Below are 26721 nucleotides of genomic sequence, written 5' to 3'. Positions count from 1 at the left end.
TAATTTTTAGGTGAAATCTGAGGGTTGGACTTTGATATGATAGAAGTGGAATCTCTTAGAAAAAGTTTTGGGAAGATAGTGGCATTGGATGATATCAGTTTCCATGTGGATGATGGCGAGTTACTGGGGATTATAGGCCCTAATGGGGCTGGTAAAACAACAGCCATAAGAATAATCGCTTGTATCTTGCACCCGGATAAGGGCAAGGTTAGGGTGGGTGGATTAGATGTTACAAGGGATCCTATTAAGGTCAAATCCATGATAGGTTATCTCCCAGAGGAGCCGAACCTTTATGAACGCTTCACGGCAAGGGATCTTCTCAAGTATTTCGGCGAATTATATGGGGTTCCAAGGAATGTTCTTGATAGTAGGATCGATGAACTCTTGGAACTTGTGGGGATGGGGGACAGAGCAACTGATCCGATAAACACGTTCTCTAAGGGGATGAGACAGCGTATTGGGATAGTGAGGGCGCTCGTACATGATCCTCCTATTCTTATATTGGATGAGCCTACAATGGGACTTGACCCCGCTACCGCGACCTCTATAAGAGAATTTATAAGGGAACTTAAGGGTGAGAAGACCATGATACTCTGCACCCATTACATGGAAGAAGCTGACTATCTCTGTGATAGGGTCGCTATTTTAAACCAAGGCCGGATATTAGATGTGGGCACGCCCCGGGAGCTTAAATCGAAGATAAAGGGTGATCTGACATTGGAGATAAGTCTTGTGGATCCTAGTAGAGTTGACCTAGACCTTATAAAGATTGAAGGTGTGAAGAATATAAGATTGGATGGGGATAGGTTAGAAATTTCACTTGAGGATAGAAGTATTATCCCAGTCGTTATGGGCGGTTTGGGGGGAAATGTTTACTCTGTGAATACAAAGGAAACTAGCCTAGATGATGTTTTCATAGAAATGGTTAAGGGCTCATAAGATGTGGACTATAACAAAATGGGAAATCAAAAGCACATTCAGAAGTCGTAAATTTCTCTTCATCTTCATGTTCCAGATGGTCACCCTATTCTCGATGATATTCATTTTCAATAGCGTACTCCAGATGATGAACACAGGGGAAGAGATCGCTTTAACCCCATCACTTAATGAATTCGCATGCTTAGATGTTAATGACCCTTCTGGGGTTATCAAAGATGAAATCAACCAAAAGGCTGTTATGATACGCTCCACAAGCCTCAAGTCCCCAATGGAGAATTCTCTGCTTCTTGTGGATGAATACAATACATTACCATTGAATGCAAGCTTATTCTTAGATTATTCAACTCCAATGAGGAGTGTTATAAAAGAGGAGGTGGAAAGTGCAGTGGAAAGATCCTCAAGGGAAATAACCGATCAGATCATAGCATCCATGGGGAAGGAACAGCCCCATGTTAAAGAAGAAGCCGTGGGGGAATCATTACCATTAAGGCTCGTGAACAGGGTTATGGTCGCGATACTCCTTATCTTACCATTGTTCATGTTCGGAAATCTTATCATTGATAGTATTGTTGGGGAAAAGGAAAGAAAAACAGGGGAATCACTTATTGCAATGCCACTCTCAAGAAGTCACATCATCCTAGGAAAATCTTTTGCAGTTATCATAATAATGGCTATCCAATTACTTATATGGATGATAATAATATGGGGTGGGTTCAAAGTCCATAACGCTCATTTGGTATATTTGGTTCTAGTCTTAACAGCATTCCCAGTTGTGGGACTTACAAGCTTAGTTGCTGTTTATTCAAAAAATTACAAGGAGGCTGGTATAAGCATAACATTGGCATATATAATAATTATAGGTTTTCTTATAGTCCCAGCGCTTGCATATATTTCCCAGAAGAGTGGTATGGGCCCGTTGATCCTCATAATAAAGCTTCTCGGTTCAGAAAATATAACAATATCTGATATAGTATCAACAATTTCGGGCTTAGTTTTCAGTAGTTTAATCTTTTATGGTTTAGCAGTGTGGCTTTTTGAAAGGGATGATATAATATTCGGCCCCCGTCCAGGGGTTTTAAGGTTATTAAGGGATCTTCTATGAAATTAATGGCATTATCGAGAAAAGAAGCATATGATATTCTCACAAATAGGGTGTATGTACTTCTCGTGATTGTGCAAGTTATTATACTCCTTGGAAGTTTCGCCCTTGCAAGTGTAAGTTCACTTGCATTAGACCCTGGATTAATAGATAAGTGGGGTGGGAGTCAATTCCTAAAGGTTGGGGTGCCCCAGGATATAAAGGGGACAATCCTTGAAAAAAAATTGAAAGAAGAAAATTTAGAACTTATATATTATAACGATCTTCAAAGTGCGAATAGGGCTCTTGGCTCGGAAACTTCAGCCACAGTATACCTTGGAGAGGATGGTGATGTTGAAGTTAACATAGATGCTGGTAGCATATTCTACACTATATTATCTGAAAAGATAAGGAGGGCTTCTGAATCTTATAATATAGAAAAGAACCTTGGTGATCTTCCGGGTGAGGAGATAGATAGGGTTAAGGAGCCTATCAAACTTAATATAATTGAGATGAACAAGGAGAAGCAAGTGAAGGTTGCCATTGAAAGTCCGTATTTTGTTGGGATAATGTATGGTTTCATGGTACCTTTTATACTATTTTTACCTTTTTTCCTTGCGAGTAATATTGTTACTGATAGTATTGTTGGTGAGAAGGAGAGGAAGACTTTTGAAGTGCTTCTCATGACACCATTATCACCATATATGATAATATTTGGTAAAATAATCCCCATAGTTTTATTCTCTATTCTACAGAGCTTGGCCTGGATCATGATCTCGTACTTGCTCCATGTACCCTTCTATAATCTGCCATTGATTGCTTTATTGCTTTTTTTCATGGCCCTTGGCTTTGCCGGTGTTGGTGTGTTCATTTCAAGTATTGTTGACAGTACAAAGGAGGCTAATTCAGCGATAACCATCATACTTTTCATCGCAACATTTATACTCTTTGTGCCGCTTTTTATGGATGTGGGCTTCCTAGGACGCTTTATAGATTTTATACCAAGTGTGATTTTGGTGAAACTTTCAACCAGCCAATCCCCTGGAGGTGTTATCTGGGATATGTTACCTTCATTGATCTTTTCCCTTTTAGTATTTGTTTTTTCCACTCTTTCATTCAAGAAAGAGGGTATGATAAGATTATAAAAAAGATGCTTAAGGGGGATTAAATGTTGAGGTATTTTTCTATTTCATATTTGAACACTTGAATTCTGTATTCGTCCCATTCTTTATGTTTTATTTCCATGAATTTTTCATAGATGTGGTCTCCAAGGGCTGATTTTACGACTTCATCTTCTTCAAGTGCATGGTATGCTTCCCATAGACTTGATGGTAACGTTTCTATACCCATCTCTTCGAGTTCTTTCATGCTTAGTTTGAATACATCGAATTCGACGGGTTCACCAGGGTCTATCTTATTCTTCACACCGTCCATCCCTGCTTCTAACATCGCGGCGAATGCAAGGTAGGGGTTGCAAGATGGGTCCGGTGCTCTGAATTCGACTCTAGTGCTTTTTCCACGGGATGCGGGTATTCTTATAAGTGTTGACCGATTTTTGAAACCATAGGCAATGTAGACGGGGGCTTCATACCCTGGGACTAATCTTTTATATGAGTTGACTGTTGGTGCGCATATTGCAGATAATGCCCTTGAATGTTCTAGGAGCCCTCCTATAAAATACATTGCAGTCTCTGATAACTGTGTGGGAGTGTCGGGGTCGTAGAATATGTTTTCACCATCTTTGAAAAGTGATTGGTGGCAGTGCATGCCGCTTCCATTTTCTCCGAAGAATGGTTTTGGCATGAAAGTTACAAGATAGCCCATCTTATCTACTATTGCTTTTATGGCCTGTTTAAATGTTATAACAGCATCTGCCGTCTTTAACGCATTATCAAATTTGAAGTCGATTTCATGTTGTCCTGGGGCCACCTCATGGTGGCTTACTTCAATGTCAAAGCCTAAAGCTTCAAGATCCATTACTAGTTTTCTTCTGAAGTCGGTTCCCTGGTCTATTGGTTCAACGTCGAAGTATGTGCCTGTGTCAAGGGGCGTTATGTTTCCTTCATCATCATAATCGAGGATGAAAAATTCTGGTTCTGGACCCACGTTATATTCATATCCAGAGTCCTCGTATTTTGATAGGGTTCTTTTTAGGACGTATCTCGGATCGCCTTCGAATGGTTTTCCATCTGGCCAGTATACGTCGCATATGAATCTGCAAACGCCTTTTTCTTCTGGTCTCCATGGTAGTGTTGAGAATGTTTCTGGTTCGGGTTTTAGCACGAGGTCGCTTTCGTTTATATCCACGAAGCCTTCGATTGAGGATCCGTCGAATAATATGCCCTCTTTTATCATATCTTCTATTTGGTCTGCTCTCATGAGGGGTATGGCCATGTTTTTTGCGGCTCCGTGTATGTCTACGAATTGTAGTCTGACAAATTTTATGTCGCATTCGTTTACTTTTTCCATGATTTTTTCGATTTTATCATCCATAGAATACCTCCATTGACCGGAAATATATTTCCTCCTAGTGGTATATATAGTTTGTTATAATTCCACAATCTTAAAGGGATCATCCTTTAAAAGATCGAAGGTCAAAAGTTTAGGAGCCCATATAACACTACCTTTACCTGTTAAAACTTTTAAAGCTTCAAATGATTCTATACAACCAACAATATTCGGCGCCGGCCCTATAACTGGAGGAATTTCACTTTCTAAACGCTGAACTTTCTCTTTAACTTCATCTGTTAATCCAAGGCCCCTTGAAGGTAATTTAAAAACTTCTTCATAAGATGGTGTCCCATCCCCAAATACTGTTACCTGGCCCATTGAAGCATGCACAGCCCCATGTATAAATGGTATCTTCGATCTTCTACACTCCCTACTAACTATAACCCTGGACATGATGTTGTCCATGGCATCAATCACAACATCACTACCTTCTATGATTGTATCAACATTATCTTCATCAACTTCACAATTAAAAGCCTCGATCTCTATGAAAGGATTTATCTTCCAGATCCTTTCCCTGGTAACAGCCACCTTTGATTTTCCAATACTATGGAAATCGCTCATCACTTGCCTGTTGATATTAGATATGCTGAAAGCGTCTTTATCCACAATAGATAGGGAGCCAACACCCATTCTAGCTAGCATTTCAATGGCGGCGCCACCAATACCCCCACATCCGATTACTGCAACCCTGGCATTTTTTAATTTTAATTGTTCATCCTTTTTCAGAAAATTCATCTGTCTAGTTATGGTCTCCCAATAAGCTAAGCCCTCATATCTTCTCGGCATCTATGCCACCCTAATGACCTTCCCCCAAGAAGTGGGGGAAATCTTTCTAGAAATCATAATGATTATCCTTTTAGATTACTTTACTATAAAAAAATTTACTTAACACGGATCCACAAATTTGAGAAAAAGGAGAGTCATTAGATTATGCCGGGGGCGGGATTCGAACCCGCGACCTCACGGTATCCCAGGTTAGAGCAATATTCTCTTATCACCCCTATGAGCCGTGCGCTCTAACCAGCTGAGCCACCCCGGCTTTGCCAAAGAAAAACATTCTTCTCCCCCCAGTAATCATTGAGAATTCAAAGTGAAGCACCTACAAACCATCATCTGTCAGCGTATCATCCATTAAATTCCTTGAAAGTGACTTCTTCACCATTAGCGGCCTTTTGAAGGCTGTGCGTGCCTTTGAGCTTCTCTATCGGCTTTTCTGACTATTTGAGGGGGTGACAACTCATATTATCATCTGTCATGTTATAAATATTTTTCGGCATATCATAAAGTAAGTGATTAAGGGGGACTATTTTTATCTTCCCAGTTGTTTGCATAGCCCCCCCACTATGGGGAATATTTTTTTATGGGGAGGGTGCCCCCATAGTCCGCGAGGACAGCAGGGGGGTATGAACCAGCCATGGATAAGGATGGCAAACTCCTCCATCAGTGCAGGGGTACTTCATCAACATGTAGTCTCTCATAAATACTATATGAGGGCAGCTCCTTACCCCCTTTAGAATTGTCTTCATAGCCTCTCATAACTACTATACTATACTGAGGGTTTGGATGTGGTAAAGTAATGTTATGAAAGCTATGTTTAAAATTATGAATAGGATATCGGCTCTTTTTAGTGGAGATTTTTCATGGTACATTTGACTTTCTTGGGAGTATCCACGACTCAGCATGCTCAAGTAGGTCTTTTCGCCCTGCTCATATGCACGTAGGAATATCATTGCGATCGTCTCCCCGATCTTCCTGAGTCTCCATGAGTATTGAGTGTTCTTGTTCCATATGTCAAAGCATCTGGTTTTCTGGGCATTTTTTATCCTCTCCAGTTCATCATAGAAAAAGAACAGATACCTTACGGTTAAGTTTAAGAGCATGATAAAAGTGTGAGGTATCCCAATTCCTCTCATTGAATTTGTAAGTTCTTGCATTGGCGTTGTTGAAGAGAGTAATATTATGGCTGTTATGCTCACAGTTATCTTCGCAAATAATAAGATACCGAATAGGAGTCCTTGCATTGTCACATGAACCCCAAAGGGTCCGCTCCAGATGATATCACCAGCCCTTATAAATAATTGGAATAGGGCGATGAAACCGCCGAATGGCAAGATCAGAAACAGCCTTTTTAATGTATAAGAGAATGGTATCCTAGAAATTGATAATAAAATTAGGAGATAGGCTTCCATTATAGAAAGGATTAAAAGATTAGATGTGCTCACTGCATAGACTATTATGATTAGACTTATTATTATTTTTATGCGCCCATCCAGATGATGGATGGGACTTTCCTTCAAGGTTTCCCTTTCTATGCTTAGAAGATCTTCCATAAAAAGAACCTCAAAAAAATTAAAATGGGGAGTGGTTATTTCCCGGCTTTAAGCGCTGCACTTATACCATAGGCTATGATTAGGACAACTATTGTACCGACGACTAATGCAAGTACTTCCCCTTCCTTGCCGAATCCTGGGATGGTATAATCGGGTAGAGGTGATTCTATAGCTGGTTCGGTCTCGGGGTTTGGCATGACCTTCTCAGCAGTACTTTCTAACCCATCAGGGTTTGAAGATGCTAGGAATGGTGCTAATACTGCTATGATGAGGGCTATGATAACCCCACCAATGAGTAGTTTCTTGTCTCGACTCTTCATTTAGATAACACCTCGGCCTTTTCTTTACCCCAATCCTTAAATGAGAACAGGTCTGGGCGGGCGCTTTGGACTGCTAGTACTATTACTACGGTTAAAACTCCTTCTATGATCCCTATGACTGCATGGTATAATCCCATCATTGCAAGCCCCTTATCCAATGGGAATGTCCCGGCTATCCACATTTCTATTGCACATGCTATCGCGGCTAGGAATATTGAAGCCCATGCTGCTATGAAAACTGCGGGTATTTCTCCTATGCTCTTTGTACCCTTGAATAAGTAATATCCTACAAACCCTCCGATGATACCCATGTTAAGGATGTTAGCCCCTAATGCTGTTATTCCACCATCACCGAATATTAGACCCTGTAGTATAAGTACAATTGATAATAATAGAACTGCTGCCCATGGACTTGCGAATATTATGGCGATGAGTGCTGCGCCAACCATATGTCCACTGGTACCCCAAGGGATTGGGACATTCATTGCTTGTATCGCGAATATACCCGCTGCTAAGACCGCGAAGAGGGGGATTTGTCTTTCTTCGAGTTTTGCGCTGGCCCATCGAACACTGAAATATAATGCCACGAGTGCTATTATCCAGTAGATAATGCACTGGGAAATTGGTATGAAACCATCTGGTATATGCAAATTATCTGCCTCCTCATTATTTTACATAGTCATATAATACATAGTATAATATAAACATAACCCCTAGTATTACTATTGATCGTGTTCTTTATATACTATGTAATAATAGTTTTTAGTTTTTCCAAAAAAACAAAGTCTGGGAGGATAAACCTCCAAACTCAAAATTAAGAAGAAAGGGGTGCTGGACATGGATTGTGTGGAGACTATTTCCTAGCCCTTGCAACTTTTCTGGCTATGACTAATTCTCCAATGGCTATAAGCCCGACAAAGAATTTTTCAAGCCCACCAGTTGCCCAGATCGCCTCTCCAAACGTTGCCTTTTTTATCCTCTCCTCATATTCTGCTGCTGTTATCCTTTCCCCTGTTCTCCTCCTTGTGATTATAGCAGCGGCTTCCATGAGTTCATCCCAGCTTATACCCTTCAATTCTTGGGACATGGCCTCGAAAATCCTGTAAACCTTAATCTCATATAAGCTGGAAAGCGTCTTAACTATGTCTAATGCCCTTACGATTCCAACAATAACACCTTCATCATCCAATACTGGCAGGTTAACAACTTTGTGTTTTGAGATTTTTAAGACTGCTAGTCTTGCCGGGTCATTTTCATGGACGTGTATGATCTCCTCTGGTATGTGCATGATCTCGGATACTTTCTTTTTTCCTTCTCTAAGCCCCCTGATAACGTTAAGGGATGTTATCCATCCTATAAGCTTCTTTTCCTCGTCTACTATTGGTATAGTGAATCTTTTATGTGTCTCCATTTTTTCTGATACTTCATCCAGGTCCGCATCCGGGCCTACTACTATAAATTTTTTATCCATAAGCTCTTTAACTTTCATAGGATAACCTCTTTAATTTTAGCGCCCCTACTGGGCATTTGGTGGAGCATACTTCACATAATATACATTTATCCTCTGAGAATATGAGTTTTTCATCTTCGAGTCTTATGGCGTCTGTTGGACAACTTTCCTCACATATTTGGCATGCTACACAAGCTTCCTGGTCTATTAGAAGTTCTTTCGTTTTTATCACGGGTCCGAGTTCTCTTTCGAGTTTTATCGCACCTTCTTCGCACACGTTTGCACAGGCCCCGCAGCCAATACATATACTGGTGTCTATGGTTGCAGTTCCATCTTCGAGTCTTATTGCGCTGGTTGGACAAAATCTGGCACATGTACCGCAACCTTTGCACCTCTCACTGTCTACTTTTATGTTTTTCATCCTTAGGATTCTGTGGGGTATTTTCAAGTCTTTAAGATGATACTTCACTTCATCGTTTATTGTTGCAGTGCTCTCAACCACGTTTATGCATCTTATGGGACATGTCTGGGCGCATATTTCACATTTCACACAATTTTCAAGTAATCTAGCAGGTCTTGTGGATTTTGCATCGGCTATGGCGTCAACTGGACATTCTTCGGCGCATAGGTTACATCTTACACATTCTGGGGAGATTGTTATGAATTTACCTTCCATTTTACATCTTCTAATATCTAAACCTTTGCCTTCTATGGCTTCTAACTCCATGTATCTTCTTTGCATGTCTTCTTTAAACGCCTCTTTACTCTTTTTAAATGTTATATCCATCATTATACACCGTTCGTGTCGATTAGTTTGATGGCGTTTACTGGGCATATGTTTTCACATTCGCCACAGCTGATACACGCTTCCTGGTCAACTATTATTTTATCGTCTTTGAGGCTTAGGGCGTTTACTGGGCATTTATTCACGCAGATGCCACAGGCCTGGCAGATCATATCATCGGGTATTATTTTTCCACTTTTAGGCTCCTTGATTTCCCTTCTTTTAAATAGTATTCTATCATCCTTGACTGTGAAGAATTCCTCTCTGAGTGTTATTGCCTCCACTGGGCAAACTTGTACGCATTTTCCACAATATACACATTCATCTCCTATGCTAATCGGGGCTGGCATTTCGAGTTCTATGCAGTTTACTGGGCATTCATCGACGCAAGCCCCACAACCAATACACTTCTCCTCTAAACTTTTTATCCACCTACCTGGTTTAGTTTTTTCGATTATCCCCAACATTTCATCTATTTCAATGTTTCCGTCCATGATTTCCTTGATTTCTTCCTTTATTCGGTCTGTCACATCTATTTCAAAGCCTTTTTCGTCATGTTCTTTGCTGATATTATTGGCAATATCTTCTAGGATGGAGTTTATTTTGCTTGTGGCATCTGCTATTTTTTCTGTTTCTTTTTCGAGAACTTCTGATGCGATTTCCATGGTATGTATCCTATTAAATTTCCTGGAGGCTGCGGTCCTTGTGGTGTATTTTATGGCGGTTGATGGGCATACATCCATGCATTTTTCGCATCTTGCACAATATGCGGGGTCTATGTATGGTAGTTTACTTACTTTACCGACTTTTATAGCCCCCTTGGATGGGCAGACTCTTGTGCATGTCATGCAACCTATGCACTGGTTGTGGTCTATGACTAGGGCTTTTCCTGTGGCCACGGCCCTTGGTAGGATTTCACCATATTTTATGGCCTCTGAGGGGCATGCGCGGGCGCAGTAGCCACATCTCACACACTTTTCTTCGTCTATCACTGGATGTATTTCCTCTTTACCAGAAGCTACGAGTTCTATGGCCCCGGTTTTACAGGCTGCAACGCACGCCCCACAATTTAAGCAAAGTTTAGGGTTTATAGTTGGTATTGGTTCCCTTATAGGCTCTGATAGGATGGTTTTCATTTTTATGGCATCATATGGGCATGCTTCCCTGCATAGTATGCATCCTATACATTTTTCATCTATTTCGATGTGGTTGTCTGGTGGTACTTCATGGATAGCATTTACTGGGCAAACTTTAAGGCAAGGCCTATCCTTACATTCTTTGCATTTCTTGTCATCTATCTCATATTGAACTTCTACTTCCCTTATCGGTTTGTATGTTTTTCCGACGGTTACTGGGATTTTATCAGCCCCTTATCTGGGATGGTTTTAATGTTATGAGGATCCTGCCATCTCTTAGGAGGAATCTTGCAGTGTATAATCCTGGGACTCCGAATGGGCATGTTTGGTAGCATATACTGCACCTTAGACACTTGTCAGGGTCTCTTTCAGTGACTCCTTTCTCTTCATTGTAGGTTAGAGCGCCTGTTGGACATTCATCAATGCATAATCTACAACCTTTGCATTTTTCCTCATCCCAAGTTATTACATTTATCTTAAGCCTGTCTGTTATATTCTCCACTATTTTGGTTACTTTCTCCTCATCTGGGAGTATTTCCAAGGCTCTTTCCATGATCTTGGATAGTGGAAATTCCAATTTTATAAGCTTTTCAGGGTCATAATCTGGCAATTTCCTAACCCTTTCAACTTCCAAGTTTATGGCCTCTTCTAGGCTTTTAACTAATAGGTTGATTATCTCTTTTTGTTCGTCGATGTTTGTGATGAAAACTTCTTTTATAGCTCCTTTTATTGGGCATGTTTTGATGCAATCTCCACATGATACACATTTTGACTGGTCTATGGTGATTATATTGTCCTTGGATGATATGGCCCCTACTTTGCAGGCATCTATGCATTTTTCGCAGCGTATGCAGAGATAATCATCGATGACATAGAGAGTTTCCTGTGGTAGTATCCGGTATTCTTCTTTTATAAGATAGTTTTCACCTGTTTTGAGGGTTTTTGGTTCTGTTGGGCAAACTTCCACGCAAAAGCCGCACCTTATACAAGCTGATTCATTTATGACTGGGTAGGCCATTTCCATTTCATCGTCTCTCACCAACTTTATAGCTCCTGGGGACGGGCAGGATGCTACACAAGCCCCACAGGAAATGCATAATTCTTTTTGGACTTGTGGGAAATCCCTGAACCTTGATGGCGACTCAGCTATCTCAGGGTCTGTTTTAGCGTCTAGGAATCTTTTAATCCATTTTTTCCTCGCGAATTCATATATGTACCATATTACAGAGGACATTATAGTTTACCTCTCATCCCCTTGTGTGAACATTCTTCTGAGGTTGTTCATACCTCTGAAGTCCTTTTTGCGCCCATCTTCATCGACTATTGTTACACGTTCGGTGCAGGCGATGCAAGGGTCTATACTCTGGTATATGGCAACCGCATCTGCTATTGTAGGTGAATCATTGAACATGTGCTTTACACAAGCTTCAAGGTTCATTATAGTGGGGGTTCTTATGGTTATATCCCCTATAATACCATTTTTTGCTGTTTCAAATATGTATGTGACTTCGCCCCTTGGGGCCTCGTATCTGTTATCAATTGAACCCTCCGGTATCTTGTATTCTTTTCTTATCGGCCCCTCTGGGAGTTCATCAATGGCTCTTCTTATCATTTTTATGGATTCTAGTATTTCATCGAATCTTACCATTATCCTTGCATAGTTGTCACCTTCTTTTCTCCACACTGGTTTGAAGTCGAAGTAGTCTGTGAAGGTTGGATGTTTTTGTCTCCAATCAAATTTGACCCCTGAGCCCCTTGCTGTAGGCCCTACTGCCCTCACATCTATTGCGTCTTCTTTGCTCATTTTCCCTATATCCTTGGATCTTAAACCTAGGAGTGCTCCTGTTTTGAACATTTTCCTATACCTGTATACTGCTGGTTCCACGATATCCAAATTCTCTAGTATTTTCTTCTTTTGGGATTCTTTTATGTCCATTCTAACCCCGCCGACTATGTTCCAAGCGTAGTGCACTCTGTTACCTGTTATCATCTCTGTAAGATCCATTATCTTTTCTCGAACGTTTAATAAGTATATTGCTAGGGTTTCATGTTCTATTGCCAGGAAGTATATTGCATTGGCGATCAAGTGACTCTGTATACGGTTGAGTTCCCCTATTATTACTCGTAGGTATTGTGCCCTGAGTGGGGGTTCGCAGTCAGCGATCTTCTCTAGGCCTTCGATGAATGTCACCGGGTGGAAGTGGGAGCATATGCCGCAGACTCTCTCTGAAAGGTAGACCACCTTCTGCCATGGTTTGCCCTTGGCTATCTGTTCCACGCCACGATAGAAATAGCCTAAGTCGACTTCAGCGGCCACTACCCGTTCTCCTTCTGTTTTGAGTTTTATCCTTAATGGTTCTTTTATCCCGGGGTGAATTGGCCCGATGGGTACGTAAGTCATTATTATCATCCTCTTATTTTGAGTAACTGGCCAGGACACCTGGTACGTATTTTAATATGGCTGTGGCTATCTCAGCTGGTCTTGGCGGGCATCCTGGAACCTCCGCGTGTACTGGGATGAAATTTTTTACTGGGGCTCCTGTCTTGTCACTTTCTTGTTGGAATATGCCCCCGGTTAGGGCGCATGCTCCTATTGCAAGAACAGCCTTTGGTTCTGGGACTTTGTTGTATAATTCTATGAGCTTTTCTTGCCATTGTTTCGCCACATGTCCTGTGACTAGGAGTGCGTCGCATTCACGTGGATTGTTATGATAATATATGCCATATTGTTCTAGGTCGTATCTTTTTGATAGTAGGGCTGCTACTTCTATATCGCATCCATTGCATCCTCCGGTGCAGATTAGGCAAACGTGAATGGATCTTTTTCTTATGAAGTCCTTTATCATCCACTTCCCTCTAGGATTTTTATTATCTTCTTCCTGGCCTCATCTATCAGTTTTTCATACTCTTCTGGGTTGATCTCCAGTTTCCCAGAAATTTCCAATTTTTCTATGACTTCTTCTTTTATGGATTCTACTTGTTCTTTGTCTAGGAGTTCTAGGTGGTATAGGTAGTCTAGTCCTAAGTCTAGTTCTATTTGTTTTTCAAGTCTGAAAAGTATTGCTTGTTCCATTGATGAGTGGGATGATTCTATCCTCGCCATATCTAAGTTCTTGGCTAATAATTCCTCCACTTCCTCTGTTGGGATCTTCAAGGTCTCCGAGAGTTTTTTCAGTACCTGATCTTTGTAGGCGTAACTTTCAAGTTTCCACAGTTTTATCTTTTTTATTGTCTCATCAGTCATAGAGCCACCCATAATATTAATGCGAATATGATCCCTATTATGCTCTCATAGACACCATATCCCGGTCTCATCCCGATCACGAACCCTATGAAGAATAATCCTAGCGGTGCATAGATGATTATGAGCCCTCCACCGATTAAAGCGATTATGAGGGGTATGGGTTCTATCCTTTTTCTTACGAATGGTTCGCTGTGCCACTTATAACTTACTTCCAATCCTATCAACATCCCAATGGCGAACATGACTAAATGTAGAAGGTACGTGAAGTATGGCATCCTAGAAGCCTCCCCCCTTGAATATGAAGGCTGCAGTAATTATGAACATAATTATAACAAACCAGAATGCTATGGTCTCAATCTTCTCCACCCTTTCACCTAGGAAGAAAAATGACACCAATACTGTGAATATTATAGCTGCTATTATCGCTACCCTTAATTGCATGATACTAGCCGCGACCATTACCATGACAAGTATGCCAATCATCGCCAGTGACAAGATTATATACGATTTCTCCATTATTTCACCTCACACAAGGACAGCATTTGCAAGGGCCAGTACAGCGAATATCCATTGTATCATCACTGAATGATATGGTGCCACCATCGGCGTCAAGGCACAAATAAACCCTAGCAGGATTGTGATGATTGTCATCCCTATGATATAATCTAGTGGCGTGCTTATTACACCCCCAAAGAAGAGGGTTAAAAAGCACCATAGGAGTACAAAGTATCCTAGGATCTCACCCATCATTAGAACACCCCTTATAACCCCAAAATGTTCAGTTTTGTAACCTGATACTATATCTTTACCCCAGACAATCCCAAATGGACTATAGGGGGCCTTTGAGATTAATAGTATGAACACGGCTAGTGCGCATAAAGGCAATTGTAGGACGAGAGATCCGTGGATAAGCTGATAATTGATTATATCGCTTATGATTAGGGTGTGGGTTTTGAAATATACTAGTGCCATGACTGCTATTAAGGGCATTTCAGCAGTAGCAGAGAGAACCGCCCTGCAGCTTCCCATCTTTGTATAGGGGGACCCTGAGGCTAGGCCTATCCCATGCTCTGAAACCTTATGTATGGCATAACATAATATTACAATGCCGAGTGGGCCGTGTAGGATCGGGCCTATGATGAGTGCAAGAACCCATAGACCATCTAATGCCATTACTATCGCCACATATAATGGCATGCTCGAAGTTCTAGGGATTGAAAGCTCTTTTATATAAAATTTGAATGTGTGGAGCAGATGCTGTATTATGGGCGGTCCCGGTCTGCCCTGTATCCTCGCTATAACCTTCCTTTGGAGTCCTAATAACAATCCTCCTATTATGAATGCTGTGATTATCTCTAATAGCATGTAGGGCAGATTGATGCTGATAAGATAAGTCATCTTCATCACCAAAGTTTAATAACCTGTGAATGTCACCTTTGTGCGCTCTTTCTCATCTTTTTTTGTCTTTGCACGGGCCATTAACACGAGGCCGATATAATATGCTGATAATGGGATGAATACGGTTAAAATCACGATTGAAACAGCTAATGGAAAGGATATTATAAATCCGAGTATGATGGGTAGGCTGGTGATTATTGCGAGCATACTATTTTTTGTCCCTTTTTTCATCTTGGATCACCCCAGGATTAATAGGACTTCTATTACTCTTGTGAAAACCATTAGGGAGCTTAAGTGCATCATATTTATATAAGGGGCCCCCTTTGCCCTTATCATCTCTACTTTGGTTGCGAAGAATGGTGCCAAGGCACCTTCTCCTATAGCTCCTATAAGGAGTAATGTTCTACTCATATTCAATATAGGGTTTGTGTGGATGTTTGCTAGGACGCCCATACTTAGCGTGCCTGTGTTTGCTAGTATCATGGCCACCCCACCAAAGAGTGGTAAGCTGCAGATCATGAGGACGAGACCATAATGGAATGTTGCATCAAGGACATGGGCGTCCTTTACTCCTGCGAATATTCCCATGTTAGTGATGCCAGTTAATGACACAAATAATGCGAAATTGAACAAGTCCCCAGTGGTTACCACGCCTGTTAATGCTATACCGCAGAGTATTGTCATGAATCTCCTGAACCTGGCTTCTTTCCTCTCTACAGTGGTCGTTCTTACTACGTCTTCTCCAAATCTTGTCACCGATCTCAGTTCTGGCTTGCTTAGCGCCAGGAATGCTGTGAATGCTGCTATAACCGCCACTAAGGCTAGTGAAAATGGGCTTATATATAATACTATGTCTATGAATGGGATATGTCCTATTATTGGACCGCTTAAGTTGGTTATCTCATTCATTGTTAACCGCCTTTATTTATTGAATTCCTCCCGGTTTAGTATTCCTAGAAGTCCGAATTTCAAGGCTACTTTGACTATGATCCCGCCGCCTGACATGAATAGTGCCACGAGCCATAGTCTAGGGTTTAAGAAATATAATAGGAATCCTAGGAGCCATAAGCACCATGCAAGTCCCGAGACTCCTGACATTTCCTCCCAGAAATCATGTGATAAGCCCTTGGGTTCTCCTATGAAAAGGTATATGAGTATACCTGCTCCTGCAACCGCCCCCCCTGTAAAGCCTGTTAGGATAGTACCATAGACGACGCATAGAAGTGACGTCATGGGGATGGCTGTTTTTAGAACTTCCATGTCAATGGGTTTATATTCCTTCAACCTGGGGTAACTGATCCCCCTTTTTATATATTCTCTGAATATTAGTACTTCTGTTACTGCTAGTATCTCTGCTAGTGATACAACCAACCCTGGGAGGATAAGGGCCTCGGCTAGGTCGGTCCCTACAGCTGCCACGATTATCAGCATGGCATAAGTGACTATTTGTATTATTAAAATCTTTTGAAAGTCGTCTCTTTCTATTATAACACCTGAGAGTCCTATAGCAGCTGTTAAGATGGCGATTATGATTGCTAATGGATAAAAGTTCGTGATTATCTGGGGCACAAAGTTAGGGACTACTGAACTAGGATCCATTATATTATTCTCCTGTCATTTTTCTCGTCCTGTTTAATATAACCCAGGATGCTATTGTAAATGCTGTGAATAGTATGGATGATTCGAGGATCGTGTCTAATCCCCTTGTATAATATAGTATTTCATCTAGTATCCCTCCCGGATGTGCTACGATGGTAGTGCCTAGATGGTAGGAGACGTCCCTCATCCACTGGGAAAACGGTGTCAGATACGCTGTTATCCAACCTTCATATGGGCTCTTGTACTGTGATTTCACTATACCCCTATTGTCTGGGTCTACTGGTAGTCCGCCACGATTATAGGGGGCGAGATTATAACTTATATCAATATTTTTCTTGGCTAACTCCATTTGGAGTTGGGGTGCGGGTTTAGGATAGACCTGTTCCGGGTTGAGATGGAATGGAAGAGGCAAACTAAAAACTAATACTATCGCTATGGCGAATGCGAATATCTTCGGAACCACCCTAGGCTCGGCTAACGAATTCAATATCCTCCCTATCAACTTATGGAGCCTCCCATTTCTTCCAATCTTATAATAGCCCTTATCATAATAATGTAGAGGATTGGATTCACGCTTAAGAATGTTAGCATTGCAAGGGTATAATTATAACTTAAAAAGATCAAAGCCACCCCAGTGGAGGGGACTGTAAGGTTTATTATCCTAACTATGGGCTCTGTTGAAGTTTTAGGCCCGAACACAACACCTAAACCCCCAATTAATAATAATGTTAATCCAAGGTAGAATGATATTAATGGGAGAGTCCCGGTGGCTGATATCATCCTAGTTCGCCTCGCATTTTTCTGATTTCAAGTACTCTGATTAATCCAATCATCATTATAATTATCCCCACGAAGGTCATGAATGATGATGCCATTGCCACGTCAAGATAGCCGAAGGTTGCCACGATACTAATCAGACCATCCCCTAGGACTGCTAACATCAGGAATTTGTCTATGGGTCTTGTCTGGAGCACACCCCCTAAGGCTCCTACTATCATGAGGATGGCCGCGGCATATACGAATTCAATCGCCATGTTCTATCTCCTTTACTTTACTTATGGTGAATGCTATGGCATTTGCGCCTACAGTCGCGAGTATAAAATATACCATGGATGCTATGGCACCTAGTGGCGACGGGTTTTTGAGTGTTATAACAGCCGCCACTCCAAAATTTATAACGTTGAGGTATGGCATCCTTTCTAGCCTATTCTGGGTTATGAAGAGTCTTAAAACCATATATATTATTATACAGGAAATTATTGTCTCTTCTATCATTTTCATCACTTGATGACTTTTCTATTCATTTTCCTGGCTATTTTACCGATAAGCTTAGAAGATAGTGGATGGTACAAGCCTTGGATTGTCAATATGGCGATCACCATACCTACTATAAAGTAATTTGCTGTGATACCAAAATGTGATGCAACCCATATTATGAAGGTTATGGCTAAGGCTCCTGTTGTCCCAGCATATCCAGGATCCGCACACATTCTATTCCCAAAATAGACAAACAATGCCGCGATTAAACCGCCTTCAGGCCCTCCAAATCCGTAGTAACCGCAGGATGCTAGTAGAGTTCCGGCTGAAGCATCTGGAGAGCATACAATGTTCCCTGAAAAATAGCCCCCTCCTAGATCTCCTTCTCTTTTCTCTATGGATCTGCCAATTGCCCTGGCACCCCTGACACCTGGGGCTTCGGGTAGGCCCATCCATATGTCTATTATAACAAAGTTCAGCCACGCCAAGACCGCGGCGATTGGGATCGCTACCATTTCATTCAAAAATATCCACTCCAAACTGATAATCCCCTAAAAATAATATTGGACTTGTCACAAGTCATATGATTATATTTAATATCCTTAGGTTCCATGTATAAGCCTATAAAGCTTTGTGAGGTTATGAAATCTGGGAGGATGTTTAAATGTTTAATAGTTTTTTCAAAAAATATTGGAGTGTGAGTATATTAAACATTCTTTGCACCTCATACCCGTATTATACCTTTATACTTCACCTTAATTCTTCTCCTAAAACATATAAATATGTTTTGTTTTGCCCAGAATATGAATATCCTATAAATTTTTGTTATCCACACCATTTTATCGTCCAAACTTAAAGATGCGGGGATGTGAAAACCGCAGATATCAATTATAACAAGTGTATCCCACTGCCATTATGTGTTTTATAGTACTTGGGATGATAATTCTAGGGCTATATCCTCGTTGTATATCATTTTGAGGTTCCAGAATAATGTTAAGTAGGATTTTAATGGCGTTGGATCATTTTCAACATTCTTTTTTAGGGTGTATTTTAGGGTTTTTTCCATGGCCTTTTTGTCCCCAGCCACATAATATACTAGGATTGCATCGGCATAATGTCCTATGGAGTATATTTCAGAGTCTCCGTCACCTTTAAATTTGCCATTGTCATTTTGGTTAGCTTTAAGCCATTCCGAACCTTTTTGAATCGCTTTGAGGGCTTTTGTATCATTTGTGGTGAGGTAGTATATTGCTAACCCTTTAAGTATTTCAATATTTTCATATGCTGTGGAAGTCCAAGACCCGTCCCCTTCTTGTTTTTCAATTACATTGTATACGAGTTTTTTATCTGGGCTTATTCCACCCACCTGGGATTTCGTTTTAAGTTTCAAGTAATCTGTTCCCATAAACTGTGATGATTCCTTGTTGGCTGCTATTTTGATATCCTCATCATTTATCTGGTTTTCAATAAATTGTAACCCTTTTTTTACTATTTTTTCAGTTTCATTTGTTTTCAAGTCTTTAAGGGGATAGATTGCCTGGGCCGTTGTTAGGGTGTATTCTGCTGGTGGCATTCCCCCTGGGAATGACCCGTTTTCCATCTGCTTATATTCTAACCATTCAATAAGATAATCAGATCGTTCTTTAAATCTTGTGTCACCCGTTTTTGAAGATAGTTTAGCATATAGTACCGCTATCATGGCATTGGAATCGTAGCAGCCTTTGAATGCGCTCCCAAATTCCAAGTCCTTGGCGGTATCATCTCCTTTTGGAGCGTATCCACCACTCTCTGAATAAGAATATCCATTCCAGAATTTTTCTATGAAACTGGTTATCTTTTCATATTCTGGGTTTCCTGTAAAGTTTATTTTGGCCTTTTCGCCTTTTAGGGGTGGGTTTGGAATGTACTGGTATACTGCGGCGTCTCCAGTTACGATAAGGGTTTTGAAGTGTGTGTCTGTGGGGAGGTATAGACCCAAGCCTTGTTGGTGCATATCCTTTCTAATGTAAATGTACGTTATATTATTTTTTTCCAGGAAATAATAGGCCTCGTTGGGCTGTGACGTGGTGAATATCGTTTTCACTTCTATTTCGGTCATCTCCTTCTCTTTCAAAGTGGGTGGGTTTCCCATCATGCCCTGGTAGATTGTTTTCCATAATAGGACGTCTTTTCGGTGCGTGTTACCTATGAGAAGGTAAGCATCATCCATTGTCGCCAAGAACACAGAATTTGCGGGGGTGTTTTCATCTATCCATTTAAAGGCTTCCATCTGCTCCGGTGTAGGATTTATAACATTTACATAGGCTATCACACCCCCTTGCATGATTGGGATGATTAAAAGGAATGACATAATAAATAATCTTATATATGGTGTGAGATTTTTCTTAAGTATCCTGTAATCTGGTATTTTCACCCTATCCAATCTTATAATGGCCTGTGCAAGCCCATAACCAGCCATTAAAGATAGTGGTATCGCCGCATAAGGGTCCCGGAATCTGAAGGAATATGTTCCTATCATCGCAAATACAACGAACCATAAAAGGATGAACTTATAAATGGGATTCTTTGATCTTATGAAAAATAATGCACCATATAATCCAAATATGATCTGGATTAAACCCATCCACTTTGGGAATCCGAGTATTGTAACTGGTTGTGTTTGTAAACGGGCAGTGAATAATACAAATTCTAGAATACCAGCGGCTGCTAAGAGGAATAAAATGGAAACTTCTACCGGCCTTTTTTTAAAGGATGGTATCATGAATGTTAAAATGAATAATAGGATGGTTAGGATGAGGAATACCCACCCCCGATGGGTGAAGAGGTATATAGATAATACTAAAAGGGCTGTTATAAGATACTTGAAACTACCTTTGAATATCTTGAAGAATCCTCCTAGACTGAAATTATCAATATCAGAATATCCTGGCATGCTCTTAGCATATTTTATAAGCAAGTAGAGTATTATTGTGAATAATAGGATCCCTAAGGATTCTGGTATGAAAACTGATGTTCTGGCCACGAATGATGGTACCATTGAGAACAAAAAGGCAGATAAAATTGCCTCCCTCTTCTTCTCAAAGATCTCCCATGCAATCTTATAGAATACGAGGACGGTTAACATTCCAAGAAATGGTGGTAAAAGAAAGAATACAAGTTGACTGTTAAAGATCTTATACAATAAGAATCCTAGTATATGATAGAATGGTGGATAAGCATACGGTTTAAGCCCTAATAGTGAAATTAGATTCCTTGAAAGTATACCTAGACCCTCCGTAGCTAGCCTCATTACGATGTCATGGTGGATATATGCATCATTACCAGGGAATGCAAAATTCCTACTTGGTATAAGTCTTATGATAAAGGCTAAGATACATACCAATATAATGGATTTATTTTTTGGCAAAATTTATCACCGTTTATAGTATTTCCTTGAGGATTCTGAGGATATTACGGTAGTCTTTCACAAATCTAAGAAGTGAAGTGCTAAAAAGGTTTAATTCTCCTCCTTCTAATGATTCCACCAACTTATTAATATCTTCGTCGGTTAGTTGATTAAGTATTTTCCGATACTTAAGGGATCTTTTAATATTGGCCCCCACCCTCTTGTACCATCTTTTCTCATACCTTTTCAGGAACTCTGCATCGGCCCTACCCATCTCTATGGCCTCTGATGCGATTTCACCAGCTATCTTCGCACATTCTGCGGCTATGTGTATACCCCCTCCTGTTAATGGGTCTACTTGCCCTGCAGCATCACCCACAACCATCAGACCATCAGTATAGGTTCTTTTCACGGGCCCTCCAATGGGCACGGCCCCTATATTGAATTCTATTTCAGTTGCATCCAATTTTGACGTGAATCTTTTAAGATAATATTGGGCGCTTTTCGCGTTCCATTTTCTTCTACGTATTCCAACACCAATGTTCGCCCTTTCCTCACCCTTTGGGAATACCCAGAGGTAACCTCCAGGCGCTGTTCTATTTCCAAAATAGAGTTCCATTATCTCCTTTTTAATGTTAACGCCCACCATCTCTGACTGGGCGCATGAGCAGATTTCATCCACCCTAAACCTTGTATCAAGGCCCGCTTTCCTGGCGATTTTTGATTGTATCCCATCTGCAGCTATAACAATATCTGAGCAGATATCAAATGTCTGACCATCTTTTTTAACTATCACACCCCCAACTTTCCCATCTTTGATTATAAGATCCTTTGCTATTGTATTGAGCATTATTTCGGTTCCTTGTTCGGCCGCCCGGATGGCAAGGTATTTATCAAATATTTTCCTTTCAACAATATAACCTTTTATTATAGGGTCATCGGTTAGGAAACTTGCACCTGAGGGTGCATGGATGCACGCCCCCCTAATCCTAGAACAAGTGAACTGTGCCAATGGTTTTATTTTCATGGATTTGAAAAAAGTGTCACTAACACCCCCAGCACATTGTACTGGCGTGCCTATCTCAGGATTTTTTTCCACCATGAGAACATCGAGACCCTCCCTTGCCGCGTGGAACGAGGATATGGACCCGGCAACCCTACCCCCCACCACTATCAAATCATATTTAATGATCTACACCCCCCATATTATTTGGATGGCATTCACTGGACATATTATACTACAAGTACCGCATTCTCTACATTCCCCATTCATTATGACAATCTTTTCCATTTCTAGAATTTCATAGGGGCATACATTTACACAAGCACCACAACACCCACACTTCTCTAGTAACCTCAATCGATCACCTTATATATTTTATAGTGTGCCCACACTGAAGACATGGAGGGAAGTCCTATCCCCCCTGATTACTGATAGGGAAATCTTTTCTTGAAATCCATAAAGGGTGAGGTTTTTAATCATTTAACCGTTAACTTAATATACCAGTTTTTTCCTATTTATTAATTACCATGCAGGGGTGCCCGAGCGGCCAAAGGGGGAGGACTTAAGATCCTCTGGCGCAGGCCTTCGAGGGTTCAAATCCCTTCCCCTGCATTAACTTATTCTGGCCTTAGTAGCTCAGTGGTAGAGCGCTGCCTTGGTAAGGCAGAGGTCGGGGGTTCAAATCCCCCCTAAGGCTTTAATGATGATTAATTTTCTTGGTAAGAGTTTATGGGAAAATGATATTCTTCTTGGTGGTGGAATTGTCCAAGGCATTTGATATAATAATGGCAGGGCTGATATCGGGGATAGTAGCATTCACCACCCAAAAACTTGGGGTTGGTGGAACTGCATTAGGCGCGGTTTTAGGTTCAATGCTTTATCAACTATTATCCCATTACCTTAGAGAGCCGCTAGGAAATGTTAAAACGCGGGTAGTGGAAGATAAGATAGTTTTCACGATTCCACTTATTATAATCCTTATAATAGAAGTTATAAACTTCCTAGCCAATTTTTATTGGAGATCAGAGAGTATACTCTATCTCCTGGAAGGTGTAACCCATTGGAATCTTTTCAGGTCAATGGGCCTTGGCCTTCTCATAATGGGATTATATCCCCTTTTCAGAGCAGATGAAATAAAGAGAACTCATGGATACTTGCTTATATTCGCTGGTCTATTGCTCCTTTTAAGAGGCTTTATAGATGTGAATTCGTCCATTGTAAGATTGTATAGTCTGTTGTTTTATCAATTTGATGCCCTGATCTCGGTGATCATCATTGCGATTCTAATTTATGTGATAGCTGTTATTTTTAATGAATCCATAGTTATAATAACTGAGGATAAAAGATAAGTGATGGGAATGCCTGGGAAAAATGCTACTTTAAAGGCGATAATCGACGTGATATTATACGAAAATCCGTCTACACAAGATGAAATCGCTGAAAAGTTGGGGATCACACGACGTTATGTTACTGAACTGCTCAGACCCCTTATAAGAAAAGGCGTTGTTAAAAGGGCTTATATGGTCGATCTCCAAAAATTTGAGGAATTTTCAGATATTTTTGGCGAGGAATTGACCTCAAAGGAATATGCGGGAAGTTTTTTCATCAAGGAGCTTCTAAAGGACATGTCAAAACATGTGTGTAAACAGCTTGAAAAATCATTTAAGGCCCTTGAAACATATGATAAGGAACTTGCAGATGAAGCCCTTAAAATGGATTATGTTACGAATCATATGCATGAGAAGATTAGGTCTTCAATTGATACTGCGATAGCTATGAATCCATATTCTGAGTTTGGGAGGGCTGTGGTCTTCACTGAAATTGCATATGATCTTGAACGTATAGGTGATCATTCAGGTATAGTGGCCAATTTCACGGTTAAGGAAGCTTATCCTGTTGACCCTGAGATAATGAAGTATCTCAATGGAATGTATGAAACAGCTATTAGCATGGTTAAAAAGGCCATGGACGCTTTCCTTAACGAAAGATTGGGATTTAAAGATGATGTTATGAGACTTGAGGAGGAAATGCATAGGATACAGAGAAAGGCGCTTAATTGTATCGCGGTTCAGATGGCAGAAACCTCTTTTGATGGGAAGGAGCGTTCAACATATTATATTTCGCTTTCAAGGATTGTTAAGACCTTCGAGAGGATAGGGGATATTTGTGTTGAGATTATGGATACTGCAGTGGAATTTTATAAGAATATTCCACGCACAACCACACCTGAGAGGTTCAGGAAGTTTTGAATTTTCCTTTCCAAAGAATTTTTTTCTTGTCCATAAAAAGCATCGAAGGGCATCGCATCCCAAGTTATATATTGTGGGATATTGCTAAAAGGATTGGTTTTGTCGGGAAAAGTTTTGTGGGGGTGTATATTTAATGGTTTTATTAAAAGGCCGTTGGGTGCTTCAACTTTTTGTATTTTTTGGTATATTGTTGTATTGTTTCGTCCAAGTTTTTGGATTCTCTTAGTTTTCCTGGTTTTTTTCCATAGTATTGTATTTCTTCGAGTTTCAAAGTTTTTCTGAATGGTTTTTCTTGTGTTTTTTCTTCGTTTATGTGGGCTATTAACCCTGGAAGCCTTCCTATCATGAATATTCCCGTTCCTGCGCTCCAGTGAAATCCTAGGTCGGATAGTATTGCTGCGTTGGCTCCGTCGATATTTAAGTGTATTTTTTTGGTTTTGTGTAGTGTTTTTTCGATTTCTTTTGCTAGTTGAGTGTGTGGTCCTGCGCATTCCAACTTTCCCGCTACTTTTAGGATTTTGGCTGCTCTGGGATCTTTATGGTGATATCTATGACCATATCCTGGTATTTTCTTAGCATTTTGCAAGTGTTCTTTTATGGTTTTTTTGGCTAGGGATGGTATGTCTTCTTCGGTTTCACATAGCTTTATGGTATTTTGGAATAGTCTCATGGCTTTTTCTATGGCGCCTGCGTGTTTTTCTCCGAATGCTAATAGGCTTGCTGCGACAGATGCGTTTAAGGTGGAGCCGGTAGAAGCGGTGAGACGGGCAACTTGTGTGCTGGGTGGGGTGATGCTGTGGTCGCAGAGGGATACTAGTATGGCGTTGAGCATTTTGGATTCTTTTTGGGAAGGTAGGTTGCCCGTTAGTAGTAAGAATATTATATCGGCGAAGTTGACGTTTTCGATAAGGTCTTCCAGGAAGTAACCACGTGTAGCGATGCAATTTTTTCCTATGAAGGTTATGGCAGTTTTCCAGCGGTAAAAATCAATTTTAAAGGTTTCTTTTAAGGATTTTTCTGTTATCATGGCTATTCACCGTATTGTCCTTGGATCTACTCCTATTTAAATTTAACACTTTTAATGCAGTTTTATTCACATAATATGAACTAAATTTTGTTACCAAGCTTTTTTGTTCATATAAAGTGAAATATAATTCACTAATAGTAAAATTTAAGTATGTTGATGACAACCTACAATATTGGTGATAAAAAATGGACACCAAAACAATCGTAGGGATAATAGTAGCCATACTTGTAATAATAGGGGCTTTGATGATCCTAGGCGGTCAAGGCCAAGGTGAAAAGAAAATTGACATAGTCGGTTCAACTTCTGTACAGCCAGTAGCAGAAAAACTTGCAGCCGAGTACATGAAAAAACACCCAAACGTTAAAATCAACGTACAAGGCGGAGGATCAAGTGTCGGTATCAGAACAGCACAACAAGGAACAGCAGACATAGGCACCTCATCCAGAGAATTAAAAGAAGATGAAAAGAAAACCCTCAAAACATACCTCATAGGCAAAGACGGTATCGCAGTAATCGTGAACAAACAAAATAACATTCAAGGCCTTACAACAGAACAACTCAGGGACATATTCAGTGGCAAAATACGAAACTGGAAAGAAGTAGGAGGCCCCGACGCCACGATAACAGTAATAACAAGAGAAGAAGGTTCAGGAACTCGCAAAGCATTCGAAGAAATTGTGATGAAAGATGCTAAAATAAGAAGTGACGCGATCGTAGAAAGTTCCACAGAAGCAGTGAAACAAGCAGTGAAACAAGACCCTAATGCAATAGGCTTCATATCATTGGCACACCTTGATAACACTGTTAAAGCCCTTAAGATTAATGGAGTAATCCCATCAGAGAAGACGGTGGCTGATGGATCATACAAACTCCAAAGGCCATTCTTGTTCTTAACCAAGGGCGAACCAACCGGTGTCGTGAAAGACTTCATTGATTGGGTTTTAAGCCCAGAAGGACAAACAATAGTAAAATCAGAGAAAGTAGTCCCGGCCAAACAATAAAATCCTA

General features: G+C 40.6%; 33 protein-coding genes and 3 tRNA genes. 8 read left to right on the top strand and 28 right to left on the bottom strand.

The annotated features are described in order from the left end of the window. The first annotated feature begins 36 nt into the window (after window positions 1-36). From ACZ5XX_RS01790 to ACZ5XX_RS01780, 3 genes are read left to right on the top strand one after another with little or no spacing between them, the layout of a single operon-like run. Complete coding sequence (locus tag ACZ5XX_RS01790; RefSeq protein ID WP_464585026.1) at window positions 37-939, top strand: ABC transporter ATP-binding protein; 903 nt, start codon at window positions 37-39, stop codon at window positions 937-939. Window position 940: 1 nt separating this feature from the next. Then, a complete protein-coding gene (locus ACZ5XX_RS01785) occupies window positions 941-2041 on the top strand; it encodes an ABC transporter permease (RefSeq protein WP_464585024.1) in 1101 nt (366 codons plus the stop codon). After that, the gene (locus tag ACZ5XX_RS01780) at window positions 2038-3162 is read left to right on the top strand and encodes an ABC transporter permease (RefSeq protein WP_464585022.1); all 1125 of its coding nucleotides are present in this window, start codon (window positions 2038-2040) and stop codon (window positions 3160-3162) included. Before ACZ5XX_RS01785 ends, ACZ5XX_RS01780 begins: the two co-directional genes overlap by 4 nt. A 19-nt stretch (window positions 3163-3181) precedes the next feature. Here ACZ5XX_RS01780 and glnA read toward each other — a convergent pair whose 3' ends face one another. From glnA to ACZ5XX_RS01645, 27 genes are all read right to left on the bottom strand, one after another. Next, on the bottom strand, window positions 3182-4510 hold the full coding sequence (gene glnA / locus ACZ5XX_RS01775) for a type I glutamate--ammonia ligase (protein ID WP_464585019.1): 1329 nt from the start codon (window positions 4508-4510) through the stop codon (window positions 3182-3184). Between the two features lie 54 nt (window positions 4511-4564). After that, window positions 4565-5317 carry a HesA/MoeB/ThiF family protein gene (locus tag ACZ5XX_RS01770; RefSeq protein WP_464585016.1) on the bottom strand — a complete coding sequence of 251 codons (753 nt, stop codon included), beginning with the start codon at window positions 5315-5317 and terminating at the stop codon, window positions 4565-4567. 145 nt (window positions 5318-5462) lie between these two features. Further along, a tRNA-Met gene (locus tag ACZ5XX_RS01765) sits at window positions 5463-5570 on the bottom strand. Window positions 5571-6072: 502 nt separating this feature from the next. Next, window positions 6073-6861: a cobalt ECF transporter T component CbiQ gene (cbiQ, locus tag ACZ5XX_RS01760; protein WP_464585013.1), complete on the bottom strand. Its 789-nt coding sequence runs from the start codon at window positions 6859-6861 to the stop codon at window positions 6073-6075. A gap of 35 nt (window positions 6862-6896) precedes the next feature. After that, window positions 6897-7181 carry a PDGLE domain-containing protein gene (locus ACZ5XX_RS01755; protein ID WP_464585011.1) on the bottom strand — a complete coding sequence of 95 codons (285 nt, stop codon included), beginning with the start codon at window positions 7179-7181 and terminating at the stop codon, window positions 6897-6899. Next, window positions 7178-7831, bottom strand: a complete 654-nt coding sequence (gene cbiM / locus ACZ5XX_RS01750) for a cobalt transporter CbiM (RefSeq protein WP_464585009.1) — start codon at window positions 7829-7831, stop codon at window positions 7178-7180. Before cbiM ends, ACZ5XX_RS01755 begins: the two co-directional genes overlap by 4 nt. 203 nt (window positions 7832-8034) lie before the next feature. Continuing rightward, window positions 8035-8670 (bottom strand): CBS domain-containing protein, encoded by a 636-nt coding sequence (locus ACZ5XX_RS01745; protein ID WP_464585007.1) that lies wholly within the window; start codon window positions 8668-8670, stop codon window positions 8035-8037. Continuing rightward, the gene (locus ACZ5XX_RS01740) at window positions 8660-9418 is read right to left on the bottom strand and encodes a 4Fe-4S binding protein (protein WP_464585004.1); all 759 of its coding nucleotides are present in this window, start codon (window positions 9416-9418) and stop codon (window positions 8660-8662) included. Before ACZ5XX_RS01740 ends, ACZ5XX_RS01745 begins: the two co-directional genes overlap by 11 nt. Before the next feature lie 2 nt (window positions 9419-9420). Further along, the gene (locus ACZ5XX_RS01735; protein WP_464586128.1) at window positions 9421-10713 is read right to left on the bottom strand and encodes a 4Fe-4S binding protein; all 1293 of its coding nucleotides are present in this window, start codon (window positions 10711-10713) and stop codon (window positions 9421-9423) included. A gap of 64 nt (window positions 10714-10777) precedes the next feature. Continuing rightward, window positions 10778-11785 carry a 4Fe-4S binding protein gene (locus ACZ5XX_RS01730; protein WP_464585002.1) on the bottom strand — a complete coding sequence of 336 codons (1008 nt, stop codon included), beginning with the start codon at window positions 11783-11785 and terminating at the stop codon, window positions 10778-10780. Between the two features lie 6 nt (window positions 11786-11791). Further along, window positions 11792-12961, bottom strand: a complete 1170-nt coding sequence (locus tag ACZ5XX_RS01725; protein WP_464584999.1) for a hydrogenase large subunit — start codon at window positions 12959-12961, stop codon at window positions 11792-11794. A gap of 4 nt (window positions 12962-12965) precedes the next feature. Then, window positions 12966-13397 (bottom strand): NADH-quinone oxidoreductase subunit B family protein, encoded by a 432-nt coding sequence (locus ACZ5XX_RS01720; RefSeq protein ID WP_464584997.1) that lies wholly within the window; start codon window positions 13395-13397, stop codon window positions 12966-12968. Further along, window positions 13394-13795, bottom strand: a complete 402-nt coding sequence (locus ACZ5XX_RS01715) for an EhaM family protein (protein WP_464584995.1) — start codon at window positions 13793-13795, stop codon at window positions 13394-13396. Before ACZ5XX_RS01715 ends, ACZ5XX_RS01720 begins: the two co-directional genes overlap by 4 nt. Continuing rightward, the gene (locus ACZ5XX_RS01710) at window positions 13792-14070 is read right to left on the bottom strand and encodes an energy-converting hydrogenase subunit EhaL family protein (RefSeq protein WP_464584993.1); all 279 of its coding nucleotides are present in this window, start codon (window positions 14068-14070) and stop codon (window positions 13792-13794) included. Before ACZ5XX_RS01710 ends, ACZ5XX_RS01715 begins: the two co-directional genes overlap by 4 nt. A gap of 1 nt (window position 14071) precedes the next feature. Next, entirely contained in the window at window positions 14072-14311 is a 240-nt protein-coding gene (locus ACZ5XX_RS01705) for a hypothetical protein (protein WP_464584991.1), read from the bottom strand. A gap of 9 nt (window positions 14312-14320) precedes the next feature. Then, entirely contained in the window at window positions 14321-15199 is an 879-nt protein-coding gene (locus ACZ5XX_RS01700; protein ID WP_464584989.1) for a respiratory chain complex I subunit 1 family protein, read from the bottom strand. 9 nt (window positions 15200-15208) lie between these two features. Continuing rightward, entirely contained in the window at window positions 15209-15424 is a 216-nt protein-coding gene (locus ACZ5XX_RS01695) for a hypothetical protein (protein WP_464584987.1), read from the bottom strand. 6 nt (window positions 15425-15430) lie between these two features. Continuing rightward, entirely contained in the window at window positions 15431-16102 is a 672-nt protein-coding gene (locus ACZ5XX_RS01690) for a proton-conducting transporter transmembrane domain-containing protein (RefSeq protein ID WP_464584985.1), read from the bottom strand. A 12-nt stretch (window positions 16103-16114) separates the two neighbouring features. Continuing rightward, complete coding sequence (locus ACZ5XX_RS01685; RefSeq protein ID WP_464584983.1) at window positions 16115-16792, bottom strand: EhaG family protein; 678 nt, start codon at window positions 16790-16792, stop codon at window positions 16115-16117. A 4-nt stretch (window positions 16793-16796) separates the two neighbouring features. After that, entirely contained in the window at window positions 16797-17294 is a 498-nt protein-coding gene (locus ACZ5XX_RS01680; RefSeq protein WP_464584981.1) for an EhaF family protein, read from the bottom strand. After that, window positions 17291-17572 (bottom strand): EhaE family protein, encoded by a 282-nt coding sequence (locus ACZ5XX_RS01675; RefSeq protein WP_464584979.1) that lies wholly within the window; start codon window positions 17570-17572, stop codon window positions 17291-17293. The genes ACZ5XX_RS01680 and ACZ5XX_RS01675 overlap by 4 nt, the downstream gene beginning before the upstream one ends. Then, entirely contained in the window at window positions 17569-17826 is a 258-nt protein-coding gene (locus ACZ5XX_RS01670; protein ID WP_464584977.1) for an EhaD family protein, read from the bottom strand. Before ACZ5XX_RS01670 ends, ACZ5XX_RS01675 begins: the two co-directional genes overlap by 4 nt. Further along, on the bottom strand, window positions 17816-18073 hold the full coding sequence (locus tag ACZ5XX_RS01665; RefSeq protein ID WP_464584975.1) for an EhaC family protein: 258 nt from the start codon (window positions 18071-18073) through the stop codon (window positions 17816-17818). Before ACZ5XX_RS01665 ends, ACZ5XX_RS01670 begins: the two co-directional genes overlap by 11 nt. Further along, on the bottom strand, window positions 18073-18573 hold the full coding sequence (locus tag ACZ5XX_RS01660; protein WP_464584973.1) for a hypothetical protein: 501 nt from the start codon (window positions 18571-18573) through the stop codon (window positions 18073-18075). The genes ACZ5XX_RS01665 and ACZ5XX_RS01660 overlap by 1 nt, the downstream gene beginning before the upstream one ends. Before the next feature lie 398 nt (window positions 18574-18971). Beyond that, window positions 18972-21338, bottom strand: a complete 2367-nt coding sequence (locus ACZ5XX_RS01655) for an STT3 domain-containing protein (RefSeq protein ID WP_464584971.1) — start codon at window positions 21336-21338, stop codon at window positions 18972-18974. Between the two features lie 130 nt (window positions 21339-21468). Next, entirely contained in the window at window positions 21469-22605 is a 1137-nt protein-coding gene (locus ACZ5XX_RS01650; protein ID WP_464586126.1) for an NAD(P)/FAD-dependent oxidoreductase, read from the bottom strand. Between the two features lie 21 nt (window positions 22606-22626). After that, on the bottom strand, window positions 22627-22794 hold the full coding sequence (locus ACZ5XX_RS01645) for a 4Fe-4S binding protein (protein ID WP_464584969.1): 168 nt from the start codon (window positions 22792-22794) through the stop codon (window positions 22627-22629). 172 nt (window positions 22795-22966) lie between these two features. Here ACZ5XX_RS01645 and ACZ5XX_RS01640 point away from each other — a divergent pair. The 4 genes from ACZ5XX_RS01640 (at window position 22967) to ACZ5XX_RS01625 (ending at window position 24686) form a co-directional block, all read left to right on the top strand. After that, window positions 22967-23049: transfer RNA gene (locus tag ACZ5XX_RS01640), tRNA-Leu, on the top strand. Between the two features lie 13 nt (window positions 23050-23062). Next, a tRNA-Thr gene (locus ACZ5XX_RS01635) sits at window positions 23063-23134 on the top strand. Window positions 23135-23192: 58 nt separating this feature from the next. After that, on the top strand, window positions 23193-23786 hold the full coding sequence (locus ACZ5XX_RS01630) for a hypothetical protein (RefSeq protein ID WP_464586124.1): 594 nt from the start codon (window positions 23193-23195) through the stop codon (window positions 23784-23786). A gap of 9 nt (window positions 23787-23795) precedes the next feature. After that, window positions 23796-24686, top strand: a complete 891-nt coding sequence (locus ACZ5XX_RS01625; protein WP_464586122.1) for a PhoU domain-containing protein — start codon at window positions 23796-23798, stop codon at window positions 24684-24686. A gap of 142 nt (window positions 24687-24828) precedes the next feature. Here ACZ5XX_RS01625 and ACZ5XX_RS01620 read toward each other — a convergent pair whose 3' ends face one another. Beyond that, the gene (locus tag ACZ5XX_RS01620) at window positions 24829-25713 is read right to left on the bottom strand and encodes a citryl-CoA lyase (RefSeq protein ID WP_464584967.1); all 885 of its coding nucleotides are present in this window, start codon (window positions 25711-25713) and stop codon (window positions 24829-24831) included. Between the two features lie 185 nt (window positions 25714-25898). On the opposite strand from ACZ5XX_RS01620, the gene ACZ5XX_RS01615 reads away from it, so the two are divergent. After that, the gene (locus tag ACZ5XX_RS01615) at window positions 25899-26714 is read left to right on the top strand and encodes a phosphate ABC transporter substrate-binding protein (RefSeq protein ID WP_464584965.1); all 816 of its coding nucleotides are present in this window, start codon (window positions 25899-25901) and stop codon (window positions 26712-26714) included. The last annotated feature ends 7 nt before the right edge of the window (window positions 26715-26721 follow it).

It is taken from the genome of Methanothermobacter crinale, assembly GCF_055397825.1.
The sequence above is the reverse complement of the archived record's forward strand: the minus strand, read 5'-3'. Positions and strand labels throughout refer to the sequence as shown.